Origin of the sequence: Neptuniibacter sp. QD48_55 (assembly GCF_047778115.1) — a bacterium.
Taxonomy (GTDB): Bacteria; Pseudomonadota; Gammaproteobacteria; order Pseudomonadales; family Balneatricaceae; genus Neptuniibacter.
The window spans coordinates 2,614,472-2,630,353 of record NZ_CP180555.1 but is presented as its reverse complement, the minus strand read 5'-3'; the positions used below and the strand labels follow the sequence as shown (position 1 = coordinate 2,630,353).

The window sequence follows — 15,882 nt, the reverse complement described above, 5'->3', positions numbered from 1 at the left end:
TAAAATTATTACTCGTCTTCGTCGAAGCGATTATTGATTAGTTCTTCGATGGCAATGAGAGCGCTTTCTTCATCTGCTCCCTGAGTTTTTACGCATAGAGTAGTGCCCTGGCTAGCAGCTAGCATCATAACGGACATTATGCTTTTTCCATCAACTTCTCGACCATCTTTTACTAAAGTGATATCAGCAGAGAAGCGAGAAGTAACACCGATTAGCTTTGCAGCGGCGCGTGCATGGAGACCTAGTTTATTTATGATTTCTAGTTCTTTTTCTTGCATCAGTGTTAACTCAATTCTCTATGGCGAACATGAACATTATCCATGCGCTGTGAAAAATGGGAAGCTAGACGTTCGCTTATATATACAGAGCGATGTTGACCACCAGTACATCCAATTCCAATTGTTATATAGCTGCGATTGTTTTCGGCAAAGCGAGGCAGCCAGCGAGACAGAAATTCAGTAATATCGCTGATCATCTCGTTTACTTCAGGGGAGTTGTTCAGAAACTCTTGGACTGGTTGCTCTTGTCCTGTAAATCTTCTTAGTTCAGGTATCCAATGGGGATTAGGTAGCGCACGGACGTCGTATACAAAATCGACATCTAGAGGTACCCCATGTTTAAAGCCGAAGGACTCAAATTGAACTGAAAGCGTCTGCTCTTTTCGTTTAGCTACGCGGAGTTTAACTGTATCCCTTAGGTCATAAAGGGAGAGGCGTGTCGTGTCTATCCTGATATCCGCAAGGCTAGCAATGGGTTCAAGTAGCTCTGATTCGGATTGGATCGACTGCTGTAGATTCTTATGTTCATCTGAAAGCGGGTGTTTTCTTCGGGTCGAACTGTATCTTTTTAATAGCGTAGCTTCAGATGAATCGAGAAAAATTACTTCATATTCTGCCCATCGTTCTTGGCGAAGGTTAAGCAAAATTTGAGGGAATTTGGAAAGGTTGCTGAGTAGATTGCGTGCATCAATGCTGACCGCTATGCGATCCGGGTGACTAGGTTCACTACTCATTTGCTGGACTAAATCAGGTAGCAATAATGCTGGAAGGTTGTCTATGCAATAGAAGCCTATATCTTCTAGAGCTTGTAGAGCCGTACTTTTGCCGGAACCGGATCGACCGCTGATCACTACAAGCTTCATTTCACATCCTATGAACTAAGTTGGCAAATTGCCTGATAGAGCGCTTCGTTATCTGCAACACTTCTCAGCTGTTCTCGCACGCTTTCTTGGCTGAATAGCTCAGCAATCGCGGCAAGAGTTTGTAAGTGTTCAGATGTAGCATCTTCTGGTACCAAAAGAACAAACAAAAGATCTACCGGTTTGCTATCTATAGCATCGAAATCAATTGGTTGGGCTAATTTGATTAAGTAGCCTTTGGCATCGCTGCAGTCAGCTAGTCTGCAATGGGGTATAGCTATGCCATCGCCTATGCCAGTACTACCTAATTTCTCGCGGCCGTGTAAGCCGTTGAAGATACAAGATGCTTCTAGGTTAGGGTTTTGCTCTGAAATAATTTCAGATGCTTTTTCCAGAATTCGTTTTTTACTGCTCCCCTCAAGACCACATAGGGTGCTTGAGGGGGTTAATAGTTCATGGACCAGCATAATACGTTGTAGCGGAGGCCTATTTGTGGTTTTTGAGTTTTTCTTTATGTTTTATAACTTGGCGGTCTAGCTTGTCAGTCAGGCCGTCAATTGCAGCATACATATCATCGTGTTCGTGAGTTGCGAACAGTTGGGCGCCGGAGACATGCATCTCCGCATCTGCTTTCTGGCGCTGTTTTTCGATGCTTAGTGTTACTTGAACATTGGTGATGTTATCGAAGTGACGCTCAATTTTCTGCATTTTTTCTAGGACGTAGTTTTGCATTGAATCAGTCAGTTCAACATGATGTCCAGTAATATTAATCTGCATAGGTCTCTCCTACTTGAGTGGAGGCGTTTTGCCGCCGTCCTTATTTATTATCTCTTTATTAAACCAGACGCTTTCTCTCATTAGAAGGTGGAATTCCCATTGCTTCACGATATTTTGCAATGGTGCGCCTAGCAACTTTGAATCCTTGTTCATCGAGGAACTGCGCGATTTTGTTATCGCTCAAAGGTTTTGCTGTGTTCTCTGCTGCAACCATCTTTTTAATTAGGGCGCGGATTGCTGTTGAAGATGCTGCTCCGCCTGTAGCTGTACTGACATGGCTGGAGAAGAAGTATTTCAATTCAAAAATACCGCGTGGTGTGTGCATAAACTTTTGCGTTGTTACACGTGAGATAGTTGATTCATGCATCTCTACTGCTTCAGCAATATCGTGTAATACCATGGGTTTCATGCCTTCTTCGCCATGATCTAGAAAACCTGATTGTCGTTTAACGATCTCATTCGACACTTTTAATAGTGTTTCATTACGGCTTTGTAGGCTTTTAATAAACCAACGTGCTTCTTGAAGATGGTTTTTCAGATAGGTGTTATCCGAACTATTATCTGCGCGCTTTACTAAACCTGCATAACCGGAGTTTATTCTAAGTTTAGGCGAAACTTCTGGATTTAGGTTAACAGTCCAAATACCGCGTTGTTTTGTTACGATGACATCTGGGATGACATATTCTGCAGCAGTCTGGCTAATGCTAGCGCCAGGCTTAGGATTGAGGCTTTGAATGAGTTGAATAACTTGTTGTAGCTGCGGCTCTTTTAGGCGCGTCTTGCGCATTAATTGACGATAGTCGTGGGTGCCTAGAAGCTTGATGTATTGGTTGACCACTTTAATGGCTTCATTACGCCACGGTGTATCAGATGGAAGTTGGCGAAGCTGTATAGCTAAGCATTCACTAAGGTCGCGACAAGCGATACCGGCGGGATCAAATTGTTGAATACGATGCAGTACGGCTTCTATTTCATCAAGTTCAACTTCGTCACTCTCATCGGAATTTTGTTCCAAAAAGTGCTCATGAATCTCTTCAAGAGGAACAGTTAAATAACCATCCGGATTAATGCCATCAATAATGTTGGTCGCAATGAGACGATCTAGATCGCTCATAGGCGTCAAGTTTAGTTGCCAGTGAAGGTGATCTTGTAAGGTTTCTTCTGCCGTGTCATTGGATTCAAACGAATCAAGATCTTCTTTACTTAACGTTGGTGTGGAAGATTGATAGGTGTCTTCCCAGTTACTGTCAGTAGATAGCTCTTCCGGAATGCTCTCATTCCAATTATCTTCAGCCGCAGGTGTGTCGTCGAAATCCTGTTCTGCTGAAGTGTTATTCTCTAATTCTTCGGCAGCAGCGCTTTGATGTGTTTCTAGATTGTTATCCTGTTCATTAGATGGCGCATCAGGAGTGTTATCATCCTCTGATACATCCAGCATAGGATTGCTTTCAAGTGCCTCCTGAATCTCTTGTTGAAGATCCAGTGTAGATAATTGCAGCAGGCGAATCGCTTGCTGCAATTGTGGTGTCATTGTGAGCTGTTGCCCAATTTTTAAATGAAGCGCTTGTTTCATAATACGGCGGCACTAACTCCAGAGGCTACAATCATCTAGTTATTATCTATGGGTTTATAAGGTGAATTGATCACCGAGATACGCATCGCGCACTGCTTCATTCTTCATAATGTCATCAGGCTTACCATTGGCAAGTATAGTGCCTTCACTGACAATATAGGCACTTTCGCAGATATCTAGTGTTTCTCTGACATTGTGATCAGTAATCAAAATGCCGATACCTTTGGACTGAAGGTGACGAATCGTTTGTTTGATGTCATTGACTGAAATAGGGTCAACACCAGCAAAAGGTTCATCTAAAAGCACAAATTCAGGTTCGGTTGCTAAGGCTCTGGCAATTTCAACCCTGCGTCGTTCACCGCCAGATAGGCTCATGCCAAGGCTAGCGCGAATATGAGTGATGTGAAATTCTTCAAGAAGCTCATTCATTTTGGACTTGATCGCTTGTTTATCTAAATCTTTTCGTGTCTCTAGTATCGCGAGCAAGTTGTCTTGTACAGATAGTTTGCGAAAAATTGAGGCTTCTTGAGGCAGGTAGCCAATGCCTTCACGAGCACGCCCGTGCATAGGAAGGGCTGTGATATCTTGATCTTTAATTTTAACTTGGCCTCGGTCTGCTTGTACAAGACCGACTATCATATAAAAACAGGTGGTTTTGCCTGCACCATTGGGGCCGAGAAGCCCAACAATCTCACCGCTATTAATTTTAAGTGAGACGTCTTTTACTACTTCTCTTCCTTTGTAGCGCTTAGCTAAATTTCGCGCTTCCAATAAGCTCATTACAGCAGGCCTTATTTCTTCTTAGTGGGCTGAATGACCATATTTACACGGCCTTTTTCTCTAGCGTCTTTTGATGTTGCACCAAAAGCATCCACAATTGATTTGTCTAGGTCATAAACAATTTTATTGCCAGTAAAGGTGTCTTTGCCTTGTACTACTTTGGCACTTTGCGTAATGGTTAATTTCTTTTTGTTAACCATGTACACCATGTGTTTACCCCAAGCATCACTGAAGTCACCATTCACTTCTTGTTGTTGGCGGAAGTGAGCGGGTGCGCCTTTAGCAACTAATTTATCCACACCTTCGTTGGCGCGGTGCATATCTACATGGGCTGCTTCGATCAGCAGTGAGCCTTGCTTGATAATGACATTGCCCTTATAGGTGGTGATGCCAGTCGTGTCATTAATGCTAGCGGAATCTGCTGTGATGTAGATCGGCTTATCCTGATCATCAGGCAGGGCGAAAGTGGTATTCGACGCAAGCAAACATAGTGCAACAAGCGTTTGTGATAACCTAATCAACATTTTGATGTGTTCCTTCTACCCTTGAATGCAAATTTAAAACACGGGTGTTGAAATTAATATCCATTCCAGTGCCTTGCATTAGAGTGTGTTCAGTTTCTAAATTCACTGGCAGGTCTGTTTCGGCGATATCTTTTTTGGGATAAATCGTCAGCGCTTCGGTGGTTAGCTTTTTGCTCGAGCGCGCACTTGAATTATCAATAACAATGACATTACCTGCAAGATCTATTCGGCTGTTATCGTCTTGTGCTGTACCTGTATCTGAAGAAATGTTGACAGCGGAGCTGTCGGATCGATAAAGATTGCTTTTAGGTTCAATCAGTAAATTTTGTTTGTCTTTCGGACTATGTTCTAGCCGCGGCGTCGTTAATTCTTGCTTTAGATTGCCGTTAATATCCCATTCTTTAACCGCTGCTTGGTCAACAAAATAATCCATCTTTTCAGATAGGGGTGTATTGGTTGTGCCGTGTTCTTGAGGTGAGCCTGAAAATCCCCAATACAGGAGTATTGGGATTAAGATGGCAGCAGCGATAATAATGCGTAATTTACTACTTAGATCAGGCATTTGCAGGAACTTTTAAAGGTACTTAGCATGTAATTGTTCAAGTTTACCTTGAGCTTCAAGGATATGCTCGCAAAATTCTCTTGCAGCCCCTTCACCACCTCTGCGTAAGCTACACCAATCGGCATGTTGCTTAACCAATTCGTGCCCGTTTGGAACGCAGGCGCCGAATGCGCAGTGACGAATAGCGGATAGGTCTGGCAAATCGTCACCTATATAAGCAGTTGTAGCTGCACTATGTGAGGTGTTAGACCAAAGCTCTTCTAAAGCGACAAGCTTATCTTCTCGGCCTTGAAATAGGTAATGGATACCCAGTGATTTACTGCGAAGTTCTACTTGTGGGGAGCTACGTCCAGTAATGATTGCAGTCTCGATTCCTGCTTCCATCAATAGTTTTAGACCAAGGCCGTCCAGTGTATTGAACTGCTTGACCTCTTGACCATTGGGGAGAAAAAGAAGCTGGCCGTTGGTTAAAATGCCATCTACATCAAAAACAGCAAGTGTAATGTTCTTTAGAGAAGTTGTTACTGTCATTAAATTACGCCTGCTTTAAGTAGATCGTGCATGTTTAGAGCGCCAATTGGTCTATTTGATTCATCCGTCACAATAAGTGCGTTTATCTTCTTGGCTTCCATTATTTGTAGGCACTCAGCAGCTAAGGCTTCGCTATTGACTGTGGTGCCTTTGCGAGTCATGACATTATCTATAGCTGTGGTTTTAAGATCTACGTTCTGATCTAGCGCCCGGCGTAAATCTCCATCGGTGAATATGCCGAGTAACTTGCCATCTTTATCTACGATTGTAGTCATACCTAGGCGTTTACGAGTCACTTCTAAAAGTGCTTCTTGTAAAAGGGTTCCTGATTCAACCTCAGGTACGTCCTGATCAGCATGCATAATATCGCTTACTTTTAGGAGTAGCTTTCGTCCTAAACTGCCGCCTGGGTGGGAAAAAGCAAAATCTTCAGCGCTAAACCCGCGTGCTTCTAAAAGAGCTATAGCTAATGCATCTCCTAGCACTAATTGAGTTGTAGTACTTGAGGTTGGGGCTAAACCAAGAGGGCAGGCTTCTTTTTCAACGCCAATATGGAGGTTTGCATCAGAAGCTGTGGATAAGGTTGAATCTGCATTTGCCGTAATACTTATAAGCGGTGCCTTCATTCTTTTTAATAGAGGAATGATGGTAACGACTTCGGCTGTTTCTCCTGAATTAGATAGGGCGATAACCACATCGTTTGAAGTGATCATGCCTAGGTCACCATGACTTGCTTCGCCAGGGTGAACAAAAAAGGAGGGTGAGCCAGTACTTGCTAGAGTTGCAGCAATTTTTTTACCGATGTGACCTGATTTCCCCATGCCTGTAACAATGATTCTGCCGGTACATTGAAACATCAGTTCGCAGGCACGAATAAAATTCTCATCCAGATGGCTAACTAAATCAGAAACTGCTTCCGCTTCGAGTTGAATCGTACGTCTTGCTGAACTGAGAAAATCAGGTTGCGACATCAGAAACCTATTATGTTAATTAAGAGACGGTCATAGTGTATAGCAGGACCAGATAGCCTGCATAGGCAGCAGTTAAAAGGCTGCCTTCAAATCGACTGATAGAAGGGGGCTTTTGCCAAAGGGCGAAAGCCATCAGCGCGAAAGTTAGGCCTAGCATAGCAACATAGTCTCGTTGCAGAACGATTGCATCCATGCCAATTGGAGCAATAAGGCCTGGAACTGCCATCACTGCGACAAGGTTGAAAATGTTAGAGCCCACTACGTTGCCAATAGCGATGTCGTGATGGTTCTTTAATGCGCTTGCTACAGATGCAGCTAACTCGGGTAGGCTTGTGCCTATGGCGACGATTGTAAGGCCCACAACGAGTTTACTAACGCCCATTGCAAATGCGATTTCACTTGCGCCCCAAACAAGTAACCTAGAGCTTGCAGCTAGAACAGCCAATCCTGTGATTAACCAAAAAATTGCCTTTTTAGTTTCCAGTTCGGGTAGCTCTTCTTGATCATTTGCCAATTCATCTTGAGGCGCATTTTTTTGAAAACGATTAAACAGATAAAGGCATACTGCTAGGGCAATTAGCAGAATAACGCCATCCATGCGGCTTAAATTCAGGTCGAAAAGAATTACACCGGCAAGTAGGGTGACGCCTAATAGGAGAGGCAGTTCTTTTCGTAGAACGCCTGATTTTACGGGTAAAGGCGCAATAAGTGCGGTAATACCAAGCACCAGTGCGATGTTAGCAATGTTAGAACCAAGTGCGTTACCAATTGCAAGGTCTCCAGCTCCGGATGTGGAAGCCATGATCGAAACTAGGATTTCGGGTGCTGAAGTACCAAATGAAACAATTGTCAGGCCGATAAGCATCGGTGACATACCAAAATTTTTAGCTGTCGCCGCAGCCCCTTCTACAAACTTATCTGCACTCCAGACTAATAAAACTAAGCCGGCCAATAGTGCCAAAATTGGGTAAAGCATAAAGAAAATATGTTCCAGTATTAGATGAAGGACGCTATTAAAACAGAATGCAGTTATTGTTTAAATCGGCACGAAGTAACTATAGGTAAATATTCCCGTTTTTATATCGAAATGGTATAGTTGCGGCCCCACAAAGTAGGGGTTATTGAATAAAGCCTGAACAGTGGAACGGACTTAAGCTGTTTTGCACGTTTTATAAATGGAATCTTATGAGTCAGTTTGATGATGTAGTCATCGATATTCAGCAGTTGAGCTTCGCTCGAGGTGAAAGGCCGATATATAGTAATGTCGATCTTAAAATACCTCGCGGAAAAATTACTGCAATCATGGGCCCTTCAGGTACCGGTAAAACAACACTGCTAAAATTGATTGGCGGTCAGTTGAAACCCGATACAGGCTCTATCTCGATTGATGGTCAAAATATCCCAGAATTAAGTCGTAGCGAACTGTTTTCGGTTCGTGAACGTATGGGTATGCTTTTTCAGAGCGGCGCTCTTTTTACTGATATGAGCGTATTTGAAAATGTGGCTTTCCCTCTTCGTGTCCACACGAATCTATCTGAAGATATGATTCGCGATATCGTCTTGATGAAACTTCATGCAGTCGGTTTGCGCGGTGCTAATGAACTAATGCCAAGCGAACTATCGGGTGGTATGGCACGACGTGTTGCGCTTGCACGAGCGATTGCATTAGATCCAGACATTTTAATGTATGATGAACCATTCACTGGACAAGACCCTATTGCAATGGGCGTGCTAGTCAATCTCATCAGGCATCTAAATAACTCTTTAGGCCATACCAGCATCATTGTTTCACATGACATTCAGGAAACTTTAGGTATAGCTGATTACGTATTTATTCTTGCTGATGCAAAAGTCGTTGCTCAGGGGACGCCAGAAGAGTTGTTGGAAGTAGAATCTCCACAGGTGAAACAGTTTATGCACGGCTTGCCAGATGGTCCTGTACCGTTTCATTTTCCTGCAGGTGATTATGCTGATGATTTGCTACAAGGTGGTTTGAAATGAACAAGTTAGCCTCCTTAGGGCATGTGACATTAAGTAAGCTGGCGGCGTTCGGGCGAGCAACAATGATTCTATTTCAATCATTGATCGCTAAGCCGCAGCCGCTAATGATGTTTCCTTTACTGGTAAAACAGATCTATTTCGTTGGCGTGTTGTCGATGATAATTATCGTAGTGTCGGGTCTGTTTATCGGGATGGTATTAGGTCTGCAAGGCTACACCATTCTTGTCGATTACGGATCTGAACAGGCTGTGGGGCAGATGGTTGCCTTGAGTTTGGTCAGGGAGTTAGCACCGGTAGTGACTGCATTACTATTTGCGGGTCGAGCAGGATCTGCATTAACAGCGGAAATTGGCTTGATGAAAGCGACAGAGCAGCTTTCTAGCCTAGAAATGATTGGTGTTGACCCATTGCGCCGCATTATTGCGCCACGTTTTTGGGCTGGCTTTATCTGCTTACCTATTTTGGCGGCTATATTCGCAATCGTAGGGATCTACGGTGGCGCTTTGGTGAGTATCGATTGGCTGGGTATCTATGATGGCTCTTTTTGGGCCAATATGCAGAACTCAGTAGACTTTTATGAAGATGTTGTTAACGGCTTAATTAAAGCGGTTGCCTTCGGCTTCGTTGTAACTTGGATTGCTGTATTCCAAGGCTATGACTGTATACCAACCTCGGAAGGTATTAGTCAGGCAACAACGAAAACAGTGGTTTATTCATCCCTAGCGGTGTTAGGCCTAGATTTTATTCTTACAGCAGTAATGTTTGGAGAACTTTGATATGCGTATGCGGGTCTTGGAGATCAGCGTAGGTGCCTTTGTTTTGGCAGGTATTTTAGCGTTGGTAGGATTGGCGTTGAACGTAAGTGGTTTAAGTATGTCTACAAGTGACAATACTTATACTGTTTATGCCCGCTTTGAAAATATTGGTGGCCTGACACCTCGAGCAAAAGTAACAATGTCTGGTGTCACTATTGGTAAAGTTACAAGCATTGAACTAGACACGGAACAGTTGGTCGCTAAAGTTTCTATGGAAATTAATGGCGATGTAGATTTTCTTTCCATCGATAGTTCTGCAGCGATTCTAACTGCAGGTTTGCTGGGTGAGCAGTATATCGGTGTTACCGTTGGAGCCGAAGAGGAATACCTTGGTGATGGTGGATTTATCGAAGATACCCAATCAGCGCTAGTGCTGGAGGAGTTAATCGGTAAATTCCTCTTCAATGAAGCGAGTGAGTAATTATGTTACAGCAGGTTTTTAATCGATTAGGTCATTTGGCTGCGATCGTTGCTTTCATGTTTTCTTTCAATGCTTATGCATCATGGGAAGAAGCGGGTAAAGTGATTGAAGGTGCTACTTCAGACGTTCTTCAGTTATTAGAAAATGAAGAGCTTCTAAAGGAAGAGCAGAAAGATCAATTAGTTGCAGAAATTGACACTATCCTTTCTCCTGTAGTGGATTTCGATTACATCGCAAAAGGTGTAATGGGTAAGTACTATCGTAGAGCTTCAAAGGAACAGCGTGAACAGTTTAGTGGTGTTTTTAAAACAACTTTGTTGAAAACTTACGCTAAAGCGCTTGTCGGGTTCAAGATTGAACGTTACGAGATGGTGCCACCTCGTAAAGAAAGCCCTGATGAGAAAAAGCAGATTGTGACTGTAAACGTTTTTGCTGCAGATGGTACTAAGTTTGCGCTGATCTACTATATGAAAAAGAGTGCAGATGAGTGGAAATTAGTGAACGCTGTTTTGGATGGCAGCGTAAATATCAAACTTAGCTTTAAAAACCAGTTTGCAGATCTGATGCAGCGTAATCGTAATAATGTCGATAAAGTTATTACGAGCTGGAAAGATAAGGTAGACCCAGACAAGGAAAGTGCTTAATGACAAACGCTAGCATTAAGTCAGCGCAGTTAATTGCGATTGAAGGGGAGCTTAAATTCCCTGTGATCATGCAACTACGTAAGCAGGTCGAATCGTTATTGTCTGGACTGAATGGTAAGGCACAAGTAGATTTTGCCGAGGTTACTTCAGTAGATAGTTCTGCGTTGTCTTTTTGGCTGTGTTGTTTACGTTTTGCAAAACGTAATAAATTGGAGCTTGAGCCGATCAACTTACCTGTAGAAATGCAGGGTATTGCAAAATTGGTTGGGCTAGAAGATCTAACAAATTGATTAGTATTCAGTGATATTGGATTTAAGGCGATGCTTAGCATCGCCTTTTTTGTCATGATCCGGTATTATTTCCGCCTTATTTTTATCTAGAAGTATTCTATCGGGAGCTTTGCATGCAGGCTGAACAGGTTAAGCAGATTCTGGAATCTCAACTTGAGAACTGTGTAGTTACAACCGCAGGTGAAGGGTGTGATTTTCAGGTAACCGTTGTAGGTGAACTGTTTGAAGGGCTGCGTCCGGTTAAATGTCAGCAGCTTGTCTATGCTTGCTTGAATGAGCATATCGCAAATGGAACGATTCACGCTCTAACGATTAAGACATACACCCCAGCGCAGTGGGAAGCTTCCCAGAACTAAACGCCTTTTACTGGATTGACCATGGATAAACTTATTATTACAGGTGGCGAGCAGCTCACAGGTGAAGTTCGCATCTCCGGTGCTAAAAACTCGGCGTTACCTATTCTTGCTTCCGCTTTGCTAGCGTCTGAGCCAGTTACAATTTGTAACTTGCCACACTTACATGACATTACGACGATGCTTGAACTTTTGCGTCGTATGGGTGTTGAGCTAGTTATTGATGAAAAATTAAATGTAGAAATTGATGCCAGCACAATCGATAAACTAGTTGCACCTTATGAACTAGTAAAAACGATGCGTGCATCAATCTTGGTACTGGGCCCTATGGTGGCGCACTTTGGCGAAGCTGAAGTATCACTTCCTGGTGGTTGTGCGATCGGTTCACGCCCAGTCGATCTTCATATTCAAGGTCTACGCGCAATGGGCGCAGACGTTGTTGTTGAAGGTGGTTATATCCGTGCTAAAACTAATGGTCGCTTAAAAGGTGCCCGAGTATTCTTTGATACTGTAACGGTTACAGGTACTGAGAATATTCTGATGGCTGCTACGCTGGCCGAAGGCCAAAGTATTCTTGAAAATGCTGCTCGTGAACCCGAAGTGGTAGACCTTGCAGAATGCTTGATCGCCATGGGTGCAGACATTACTGGTCACGGAACAGATACCATTGTTGTGAATGGCGTTGAAAAACTACACGGTTGTAAATTCCCTGTGGTTGCTGACCGAATTGAAACGGGTACGTACCTAGCAGCTGTAGCGGCAACGCGCGGTAAGGTAAAGATCAAAAACACATCGCCAGCCATTCTTGATGCTGTTCTGCAAAAGCTTGAAGAAGCGGGAGCACACATAACTACGGGCGATGACTGGATCGAACTGGATATGAAAGGCCAGCGTCCAAAAGCAGTTAATGTAACTACTGCGCCTTATCCTGCATTCCCAACAGATATGCAAGCGCAATTCTCTGCGATGAATGCGGTATCTGAAGGTGTCAGTATTCTCAAAGAAACAATATTTGAAAACCGCTTTATGCACATGCAAGAGATGATTCGCATGGGCGCTAAAATCAATATTGATGGCAATACAGCAGTTGTAGAAGGGGTCGAACGTTTACAGGCAGCACCTGTTATGGCAACAGATCTGCGTGCTTCTGCAAGTTTGGTTATTGCTGCATTGGTTGCAGACGGTGACACCGTAATTGATCGTATCTACCACATCGATCGTGGTTACGAGTGTATTGAAGAAAAATTACAGTTATTAGGCGCACGTATTAAGCGTGTTCCAGGTTAAACAGGTATATAGAACGCTATGAAGCAGCAACTAACGATTGCACTGTCCAAGGGACGTATCCTCAAAGAAACTCTGCCTTTATTGGCGGAAGCTGACATTGTGCCGGCAGAGGATATTCATAGCAGCCGTAAACTGATTTTTGATACAAACCATGACAACATCAAATTGGTTGTCATTCGTGCTACAGACGTACCGACTTATGTTGAGTACGGTGGCGCGGATATGGGTATCGCAGGTAAAGATGTTCTGCTTGAGCATGGTGCTGCTGGTTTGTATGAGCCTTTGGATCTGAAAATCTCTAAGTGCAAGCTTATGGTTGCAGGTATGAAAGGGGCTAAGCCAGTTGAAGGTCGAATGAAAGTTGCTAGTAAGTTTGTCAATGTGACCCGTGACTACTTTGCCAAACAGGGTTGTCAGGTCGATATCATCAAACTTTATGGCGCTATGGAATTAGCACCCCTAATGGGCTTAGCTGATCGCATCGTTGATATCGTAGATACAGGTAATACTTTGCGAGCTAACGGTCTAGAGCCGATGGAAGAGATTGCGGATATCAGCTCACGTTTGGTTGTTGGTCAGCCTTCAATGAAGATGAAGCACCGTCAGATCCAACCGATCTTAGATAAATTAGCTGATGCAATTGCTCGCCGTGATGGAGAAGCGTAATCATGACTGATTTGAATATTAAACGTCTAGATTCTACTCAGGCTGATTTCCGTCAGCAGATGGATAAACTGCTTGCGTGGGAAGCGGTATCTGATGAAAAAGTAAATCAGATCGTCAATGAGATCCTTCAGCGTGTTGAGCAAGAAGGCGATTCTGCGGTTGTTGAGTACACTAACCGTTTTGATAATACGTCTGTTTCAGAGATGTCTGAGCTTGAGATGAGCAAAGAGCGTCTGCAAGCTGCTTTGGACAATCTTCCTGAAGATCAGCGTAAAGCCCTAGAAATTGCTGCTGAGCGTGTTCGTAGCTACCACGAGCGTCAACTTGTTGATTCGTGGCAGTACACTGAAGCCGACGGCACTATGCTAGGTCAGAAAGTAACGCCAATGGATCGTGTTGGTCTGTATGTACCAGGCGGAAAAGCTGCGTACCCATCTTCAGTATTGATGAACGCAATGCCAGCAAAAGTTGCGGGTGTTGAAGAGATCATTATGGTTGTGCCAACACCAGGTGGTGAAGTTAACGAGCTGGTACTTGCAGCAGCATGTTTATCAGGCGTTGATCGCGTTTTCTGTATTGGTGGTGCACAAGCGGTTGCAGCCTTAGCTTATGGTACAGCAACTGTACCTAAAGTAGATAAGATTGTAGGTCCAGGTAACATCTTTGTGGCAACAGCGAAACGTGCGGTATTTGGCGCTGTTGGTATCGATATGATTGCTGGGCCGTCAGAAATTCTTGTGGTTTGCGACGGCCAGACTGACCCTGATTGGGTTGCGATGGATCTTTTCTCCCAAGCTGAACACGATGAAGATGCGCAGCCAATTCTTGTTACACCTGATGCACACTTCATTGATGCGGTAGAAGCCAGCATCAATAAATTGTTGCCAACTATGGAGCGTAAAGAGATTATCGAAACCTCTCTACGTCTTCGTGCAGCGCTGATTAAGGTTGCAGATATGGATGAAGCGATCGAAGTTTCAAACCGTATCGCTCCAGAGCACTTGGAATTGTCTGTAGAAGATCCTGAAGCGTTATTGCCTAAGATTCGTCATGCAGGTGCGATCTTTATGGGGCGTTATACAGCTGAGGCACTAGGTGATTACTGTGCAGGTCCTAACCACGTTTTACCGACCTCTGGCACTGCTAGGTTCTCTTCTCCTCTAGGTGTATATGACTTCCAGAAACGTTCTTCTTTGATCATGTTCTCTGAAGATGGAGCTTCTGAAATGGGTAAAGTTGCATCAGTACTTGCCCGCGGTGAAAGCCTTACAGCGCATGCTCGTTCGGCGGAATACCGCATTAAGTCTTAACTGAAAAACTTAGACAACTTTTGATAAAGGGCTGCCAGAAATGGCGGCCCTTTTTGTTTGTAGGGTAAAAGTCATTTGCTGAGTAATGCAAAATTAGTTACGGCTTTTAGGGCGTTCGCCAATTTCAGCATCAAATGAGAGTTCTTTACCTTCCCTAAGCACTTTAACGGAGACTACCTGACCTGGGCGCAGTCGAGCTATTTGAGTCATTGATTTACGGCCATCCAAAATAGGATTGTCATTGATGGTCAGCATCACGTCACCGGGTTGCAGGCCCGCTATATGGGCTGGACCGTTGCGGAACACGCCTGCAATGATAAGTCCTTGAAGTTTTTTAAGGCCAAATGATTCAGCTAGGCTAGGCGTAAGCTCTTGTATCTCAATGCCCAACCAACCGCGAACAACGCGACCGTGCTGTATTAAGTCCTGCATCACTTGCTTGGTTAGGTCTGATGGAATCGCAAAGCCTATGCCTTGAGAACCACCTGATTTAGAGAAAATTGCGGTATTAATACCAATCAGATTGCCAAAGGCATCAATCAAAGCCCCGCCAGAGTTACCCGGATTGATGGCCGCATCTGTTTGTATAAAGTCTTCATAGGTATTCAGGCCGACACTGTTTCGGCCCGTGGCACTGATGATGCCCATAGTTACGGTTTGCCCAACACCAAATGGGTTGCCGATGGCTAGGACTACATCCCCAACACGATAATTTTCAGTTTGGCCGAGAGTAATGCTTGGTAAGTTATCCAATGTAACCTTTAAAACGGCTAAGTCTGTTTCTGGGTCTGTACCGATCACTTCTGCGGCAGCTTCTCTCCCATCTTTTAAAGCAACGATAATGCTATCGGCACCCGAAATTACATGATTGTTTGTAACTATATAACCTTGAGAGCTAAGAATTACACCAGAGCCTAGGCTGGACTGAACCCGTTCTCGTTGTGGAATGCTGTCGGAATCAAAGAAGTTGCGGAAAAAAGGATCATTGAAGAGAGGGTGTACATTCTGTCTTACAACGGTTTGGGTGTAGATATTAACAACTGCAGGGGCAGCGACTTCTACAGCATCTGCGTAAGATACAGGACCAATATTTCCTTGCAGAACCGTGTTGTTGTGGGCTTCACGGAACTCAATGGTAGAGTTTGAGCTATCTAATAGATCTGGAAAGACTTGTAAAAGAAGAATGGCGACAAGCACGCCTGAGAGAATAGGCCAGAAAAGAGAGTTAAATTTACGCAT

At 43.8% G+C, this 15,882-nt stretch carries 21 protein-coding genes; 9 read left to right on the top strand and 12 right to left on the bottom strand.

Annotated features, from left to right (window positions below):
* Positions 1-8: 8 nt before the first annotated feature.
* The 11 genes from ACMXYW_RS12200 to ACMXYW_RS12150 are packed head-to-tail and all read right to left on the bottom strand — an operon-like array spanning position 9 to position 7,832.
* Positions 9-278 carry an HPr family phosphocarrier protein gene (locus ACMXYW_RS12200; protein WP_415898920.1) on the bottom strand — a complete coding sequence of 90 codons (270 nt, stop codon included), beginning with the start codon at positions 276-278 and terminating at the stop codon, positions 9-11.
* Positions 279-283: 5 nt separating this feature from the next.
* On the bottom strand, positions 284-1,141 hold the full coding sequence (gene rapZ / locus ACMXYW_RS12195; RefSeq protein WP_415904234.1) for an RNase adapter RapZ: 858 nt from the start codon (positions 1,139-1,141) through the stop codon (positions 284-286).
* Positions 1,142-1,149: 8 nt separating this feature from the next.
* The gene (gene ptsN / locus ACMXYW_RS12190) at positions 1,150-1,608 is read right to left on the bottom strand and encodes a PTS IIA-like nitrogen regulatory protein PtsN (RefSeq protein WP_415905888.1); all 459 of its coding nucleotides are present in this window, start codon (positions 1,606-1,608) and stop codon (positions 1,150-1,152) included.
* A gap of 16 nt (positions 1,609-1,624) precedes the next feature.
* Positions 1,625-1,915, bottom strand: coding sequence for a ribosome hibernation-promoting factor, HPF/YfiA family (gene hpf / locus ACMXYW_RS12185; RefSeq protein ID WP_415882015.1), 291 nt, complete (start codon positions 1,913-1,915; stop codon positions 1,625-1,627).
* A gap of 58 nt (positions 1,916-1,973) precedes the next feature.
* The gene (locus tag ACMXYW_RS12180) at positions 1,974-3,488 is read right to left on the bottom strand and encodes an RNA polymerase factor sigma-54 (RefSeq protein ID WP_415904233.1); all 1,515 of its coding nucleotides are present in this window, start codon (positions 3,486-3,488) and stop codon (positions 1,974-1,976) included.
* Between the two features lie 54 nt (positions 3,489-3,542).
* A complete protein-coding gene (gene lptB, locus ACMXYW_RS12175) occupies positions 3,543-4,268 on the bottom strand; it encodes an LPS export ABC transporter ATP-binding protein (protein ID WP_415904232.1) in 726 nt (241 codons plus the stop codon).
* An 11-nt stretch (positions 4,269-4,279) separates the two neighbouring features.
* Entirely contained in the window at positions 4,280-4,792 is a 513-nt protein-coding gene (gene lptA, locus ACMXYW_RS12170) for a lipopolysaccharide transport periplasmic protein LptA (protein ID WP_415904231.1), read from the bottom strand.
* Entirely contained in the window at positions 4,782-5,354 is a 573-nt protein-coding gene (gene lptC, locus ACMXYW_RS12165) for an LPS export ABC transporter periplasmic protein LptC (RefSeq protein ID WP_415904230.1), read from the bottom strand. The genes lptA and lptC overlap by 11 nt, the downstream gene beginning before the upstream one ends.
* A 12-nt stretch (positions 5,355-5,366) precedes the next feature.
* On the bottom strand, positions 5,367-5,885 hold the full coding sequence (locus ACMXYW_RS12160; protein ID WP_415904229.1) for a KdsC family phosphatase: 519 nt from the start codon (positions 5,883-5,885) through the stop codon (positions 5,367-5,369).
* The gene (locus tag ACMXYW_RS12155) at positions 5,885-6,856 is read right to left on the bottom strand and encodes a KpsF/GutQ family sugar-phosphate isomerase (RefSeq protein ID WP_415904228.1); all 972 of its coding nucleotides are present in this window, start codon (positions 6,854-6,856) and stop codon (positions 5,885-5,887) included. Before ACMXYW_RS12155 ends, ACMXYW_RS12160 begins: the two co-directional genes overlap by 1 nt.
* A gap of 19 nt (positions 6,857-6,875) precedes the next feature.
* The gene (locus ACMXYW_RS12150) at positions 6,876-7,832 is read right to left on the bottom strand and encodes a calcium/sodium antiporter (protein ID WP_415882008.1); all 957 of its coding nucleotides are present in this window, start codon (positions 7,830-7,832) and stop codon (positions 6,876-6,878) included.
* A 209-nt stretch (positions 7,833-8,041) separates the two neighbouring features.
* Here ACMXYW_RS12150 and ACMXYW_RS12145 point away from each other — a divergent pair, with 209 nt between their 5' ends.
* From ACMXYW_RS12145 to hisD, 9 genes are all read left to right on the top strand, one after another.
* Positions 8,042-8,857 carry an ATP-binding cassette domain-containing protein gene (locus tag ACMXYW_RS12145; RefSeq protein WP_415898911.1) on the top strand — a complete coding sequence of 272 codons (816 nt, stop codon included), beginning with the start codon at positions 8,042-8,044 and terminating at the stop codon, positions 8,855-8,857.
* Positions 8,854-9,633, top strand: coding sequence for a lipid asymmetry maintenance ABC transporter permease subunit MlaE (gene mlaE, locus ACMXYW_RS12140; protein WP_415882006.1), 780 nt, complete (start codon positions 8,854-8,856; stop codon positions 9,631-9,633). The genes ACMXYW_RS12145 and mlaE overlap by 4 nt, the downstream gene beginning before the upstream one ends.
* Before the next feature lies 1 nt (position 9,634).
* Entirely contained in the window at positions 9,635-10,093 is a 459-nt protein-coding gene (gene mlaD / locus ACMXYW_RS12135) for an outer membrane lipid asymmetry maintenance protein MlaD (protein ID WP_415892227.1), read from the top strand.
* 2 nt (positions 10,094-10,095) lie between these two features.
* The gene (locus tag ACMXYW_RS12130; protein WP_415898909.1) at positions 10,096-10,737 is read left to right on the top strand and encodes an MlaC/ttg2D family ABC transporter substrate-binding protein; all 642 of its coding nucleotides are present in this window, start codon (positions 10,096-10,098) and stop codon (positions 10,735-10,737) included.
* Positions 10,737-11,027, top strand: a complete 291-nt coding sequence (locus tag ACMXYW_RS12125) for an STAS domain-containing protein (protein WP_415904227.1) — start codon at positions 10,737-10,739, stop codon at positions 11,025-11,027. Before ACMXYW_RS12130 ends, ACMXYW_RS12125 begins: the two co-directional genes overlap by 1 nt.
* 113 nt (positions 11,028-11,140) lie before the next feature.
* Positions 11,141-11,383 carry a BolA family protein gene (locus ACMXYW_RS12120; RefSeq protein ID WP_415882002.1) on the top strand — a complete coding sequence of 81 codons (243 nt, stop codon included), beginning with the start codon at positions 11,141-11,143 and terminating at the stop codon, positions 11,381-11,383.
* Positions 11,384-11,404: 21 nt separating this feature from the next.
* Positions 11,405-12,667 carry a UDP-N-acetylglucosamine 1-carboxyvinyltransferase gene (gene murA / locus ACMXYW_RS12115; RefSeq protein ID WP_415882001.1) on the top strand — a complete coding sequence of 421 codons (1,263 nt, stop codon included), beginning with the start codon at positions 11,405-11,407 and terminating at the stop codon, positions 12,665-12,667.
* A gap of 18 nt (positions 12,668-12,685) precedes the next feature.
* Positions 12,686-13,333 (top strand): ATP phosphoribosyltransferase, encoded by a 648-nt coding sequence (gene hisG / locus ACMXYW_RS12110; RefSeq protein ID WP_415885433.1) that lies wholly within the window; start codon positions 12,686-12,688, stop codon positions 13,331-13,333.
* 2 nt (positions 13,334-13,335) lie between these two features.
* Positions 13,336-14,643, top strand: a complete 1,308-nt coding sequence (gene hisD, locus ACMXYW_RS12105) for a histidinol dehydrogenase (protein ID WP_415898906.1) — start codon at positions 13,336-13,338, stop codon at positions 14,641-14,643.
* Positions 14,644-14,736: 93 nt separating this feature from the next.
* Here the strand turns inward: hisD and ACMXYW_RS12100 are convergent, their stop codons facing one another.
* Positions 14,737-15,882: a S1C family serine protease gene (locus ACMXYW_RS12100; protein WP_415904226.1), complete on the bottom strand. Its 1,146-nt coding sequence runs from the start codon at positions 15,880-15,882 to the stop codon at positions 14,737-14,739.

Coding starts and splice junctions, on each gene's coding strand:
- ACMXYW_RS12200 (WP_415898920.1), bottom strand. CDS start 278: ATGCAAGAAAAAGAACTAGAAATCATAAATAAACTAGGTCTCCATGCA.
- rapZ (WP_415904234.1), bottom strand. CDS start 1,141: ATGAAGCTTGTAGTGATCAGCGGTCGATCCGGTTCCGGCAAAAGTACG.
- hpf (WP_415882015.1), bottom strand. CDS start 1,915: ATGCAGATTAATATTACTGGACATCATGTTGAACTGACTGATTCAATG.
- ACMXYW_RS12180 (WP_415904233.1), bottom strand. CDS start 3,488: ATGAAACAAGCGCTTCATTTAAAAATTGGGCAACAGCTCACAATGACA.
- lptB (WP_415904232.1), bottom strand. CDS start 4,268: ATGAGCTTATTGGAAGCGCGAAATTTAGCTAAGCGCTACAAAGGAAGA.
- lptA (WP_415904231.1), bottom strand. CDS start 4,792: ATGTTGATTAGGTTATCACAAACGCTTGTTGCACTATGTTTGCTTGCG.
- lptC (WP_415904230.1), bottom strand. CDS start 5,354: ATGCCTGATCTAAGTAGTAAATTACGCATTATTATCGCTGCTGCCATC.
- ACMXYW_RS12160 (WP_415904229.1), bottom strand. CDS start 5,885: ATGACAGTAACAACTTCTCTAAAGAACATTACACTTGCTGTTTTTGAT.
- ACMXYW_RS12155 (WP_415904228.1), bottom strand. CDS start 6,856: ATGTCGCAACCTGATTTTCTCAGTTCAGCAAGACGTACGATTCAACTC.
- ACMXYW_RS12150 (WP_415882008.1), bottom strand. CDS start 7,832: ATGCTTTACCCAATTTTGGCACTATTGGCCGGCTTAGTTTTATTAGTC.
- ACMXYW_RS12145 (WP_415898911.1), top strand. CDS start 8,042: ATGAGTCAGTTTGATGATGTAGTCATCGATATTCAGCAGTTGAGCTTC.
- mlaE (WP_415882006.1), top strand. CDS start 8,854: ATGAACAAGTTAGCCTCCTTAGGGCATGTGACATTAAGTAAGCTGGCG.
- mlaD (WP_415892227.1), top strand. CDS start 9,635: ATGCGTATGCGGGTCTTGGAGATCAGCGTAGGTGCCTTTGTTTTGGCA.
- ACMXYW_RS12130 (WP_415898909.1), top strand. CDS start 10,096: ATGTTACAGCAGGTTTTTAATCGATTAGGTCATTTGGCTGCGATCGTT.
- ACMXYW_RS12125 (WP_415904227.1), top strand. CDS start 10,737: ATGACAAACGCTAGCATTAAGTCAGCGCAGTTAATTGCGATTGAAGGG.
- ACMXYW_RS12120 (WP_415882002.1), top strand. CDS start 11,141: ATGCAGGCTGAACAGGTTAAGCAGATTCTGGAATCTCAACTTGAGAAC.
- murA (WP_415882001.1), top strand. CDS start 11,405: ATGGATAAACTTATTATTACAGGTGGCGAGCAGCTCACAGGTGAAGTT.
- hisG (WP_415885433.1), top strand. CDS start 12,686: ATGAAGCAGCAACTAACGATTGCACTGTCCAAGGGACGTATCCTCAAA.
- hisD (WP_415898906.1), top strand. CDS start 13,336: ATGACTGATTTGAATATTAAACGTCTAGATTCTACTCAGGCTGATTTC.
- ACMXYW_RS12100 (WP_415904226.1), bottom strand. CDS start 15,882: ATGCGTAAATTTAACTCTCTTTTCTGGCCTATTCTCTCAGGCGTGCTT.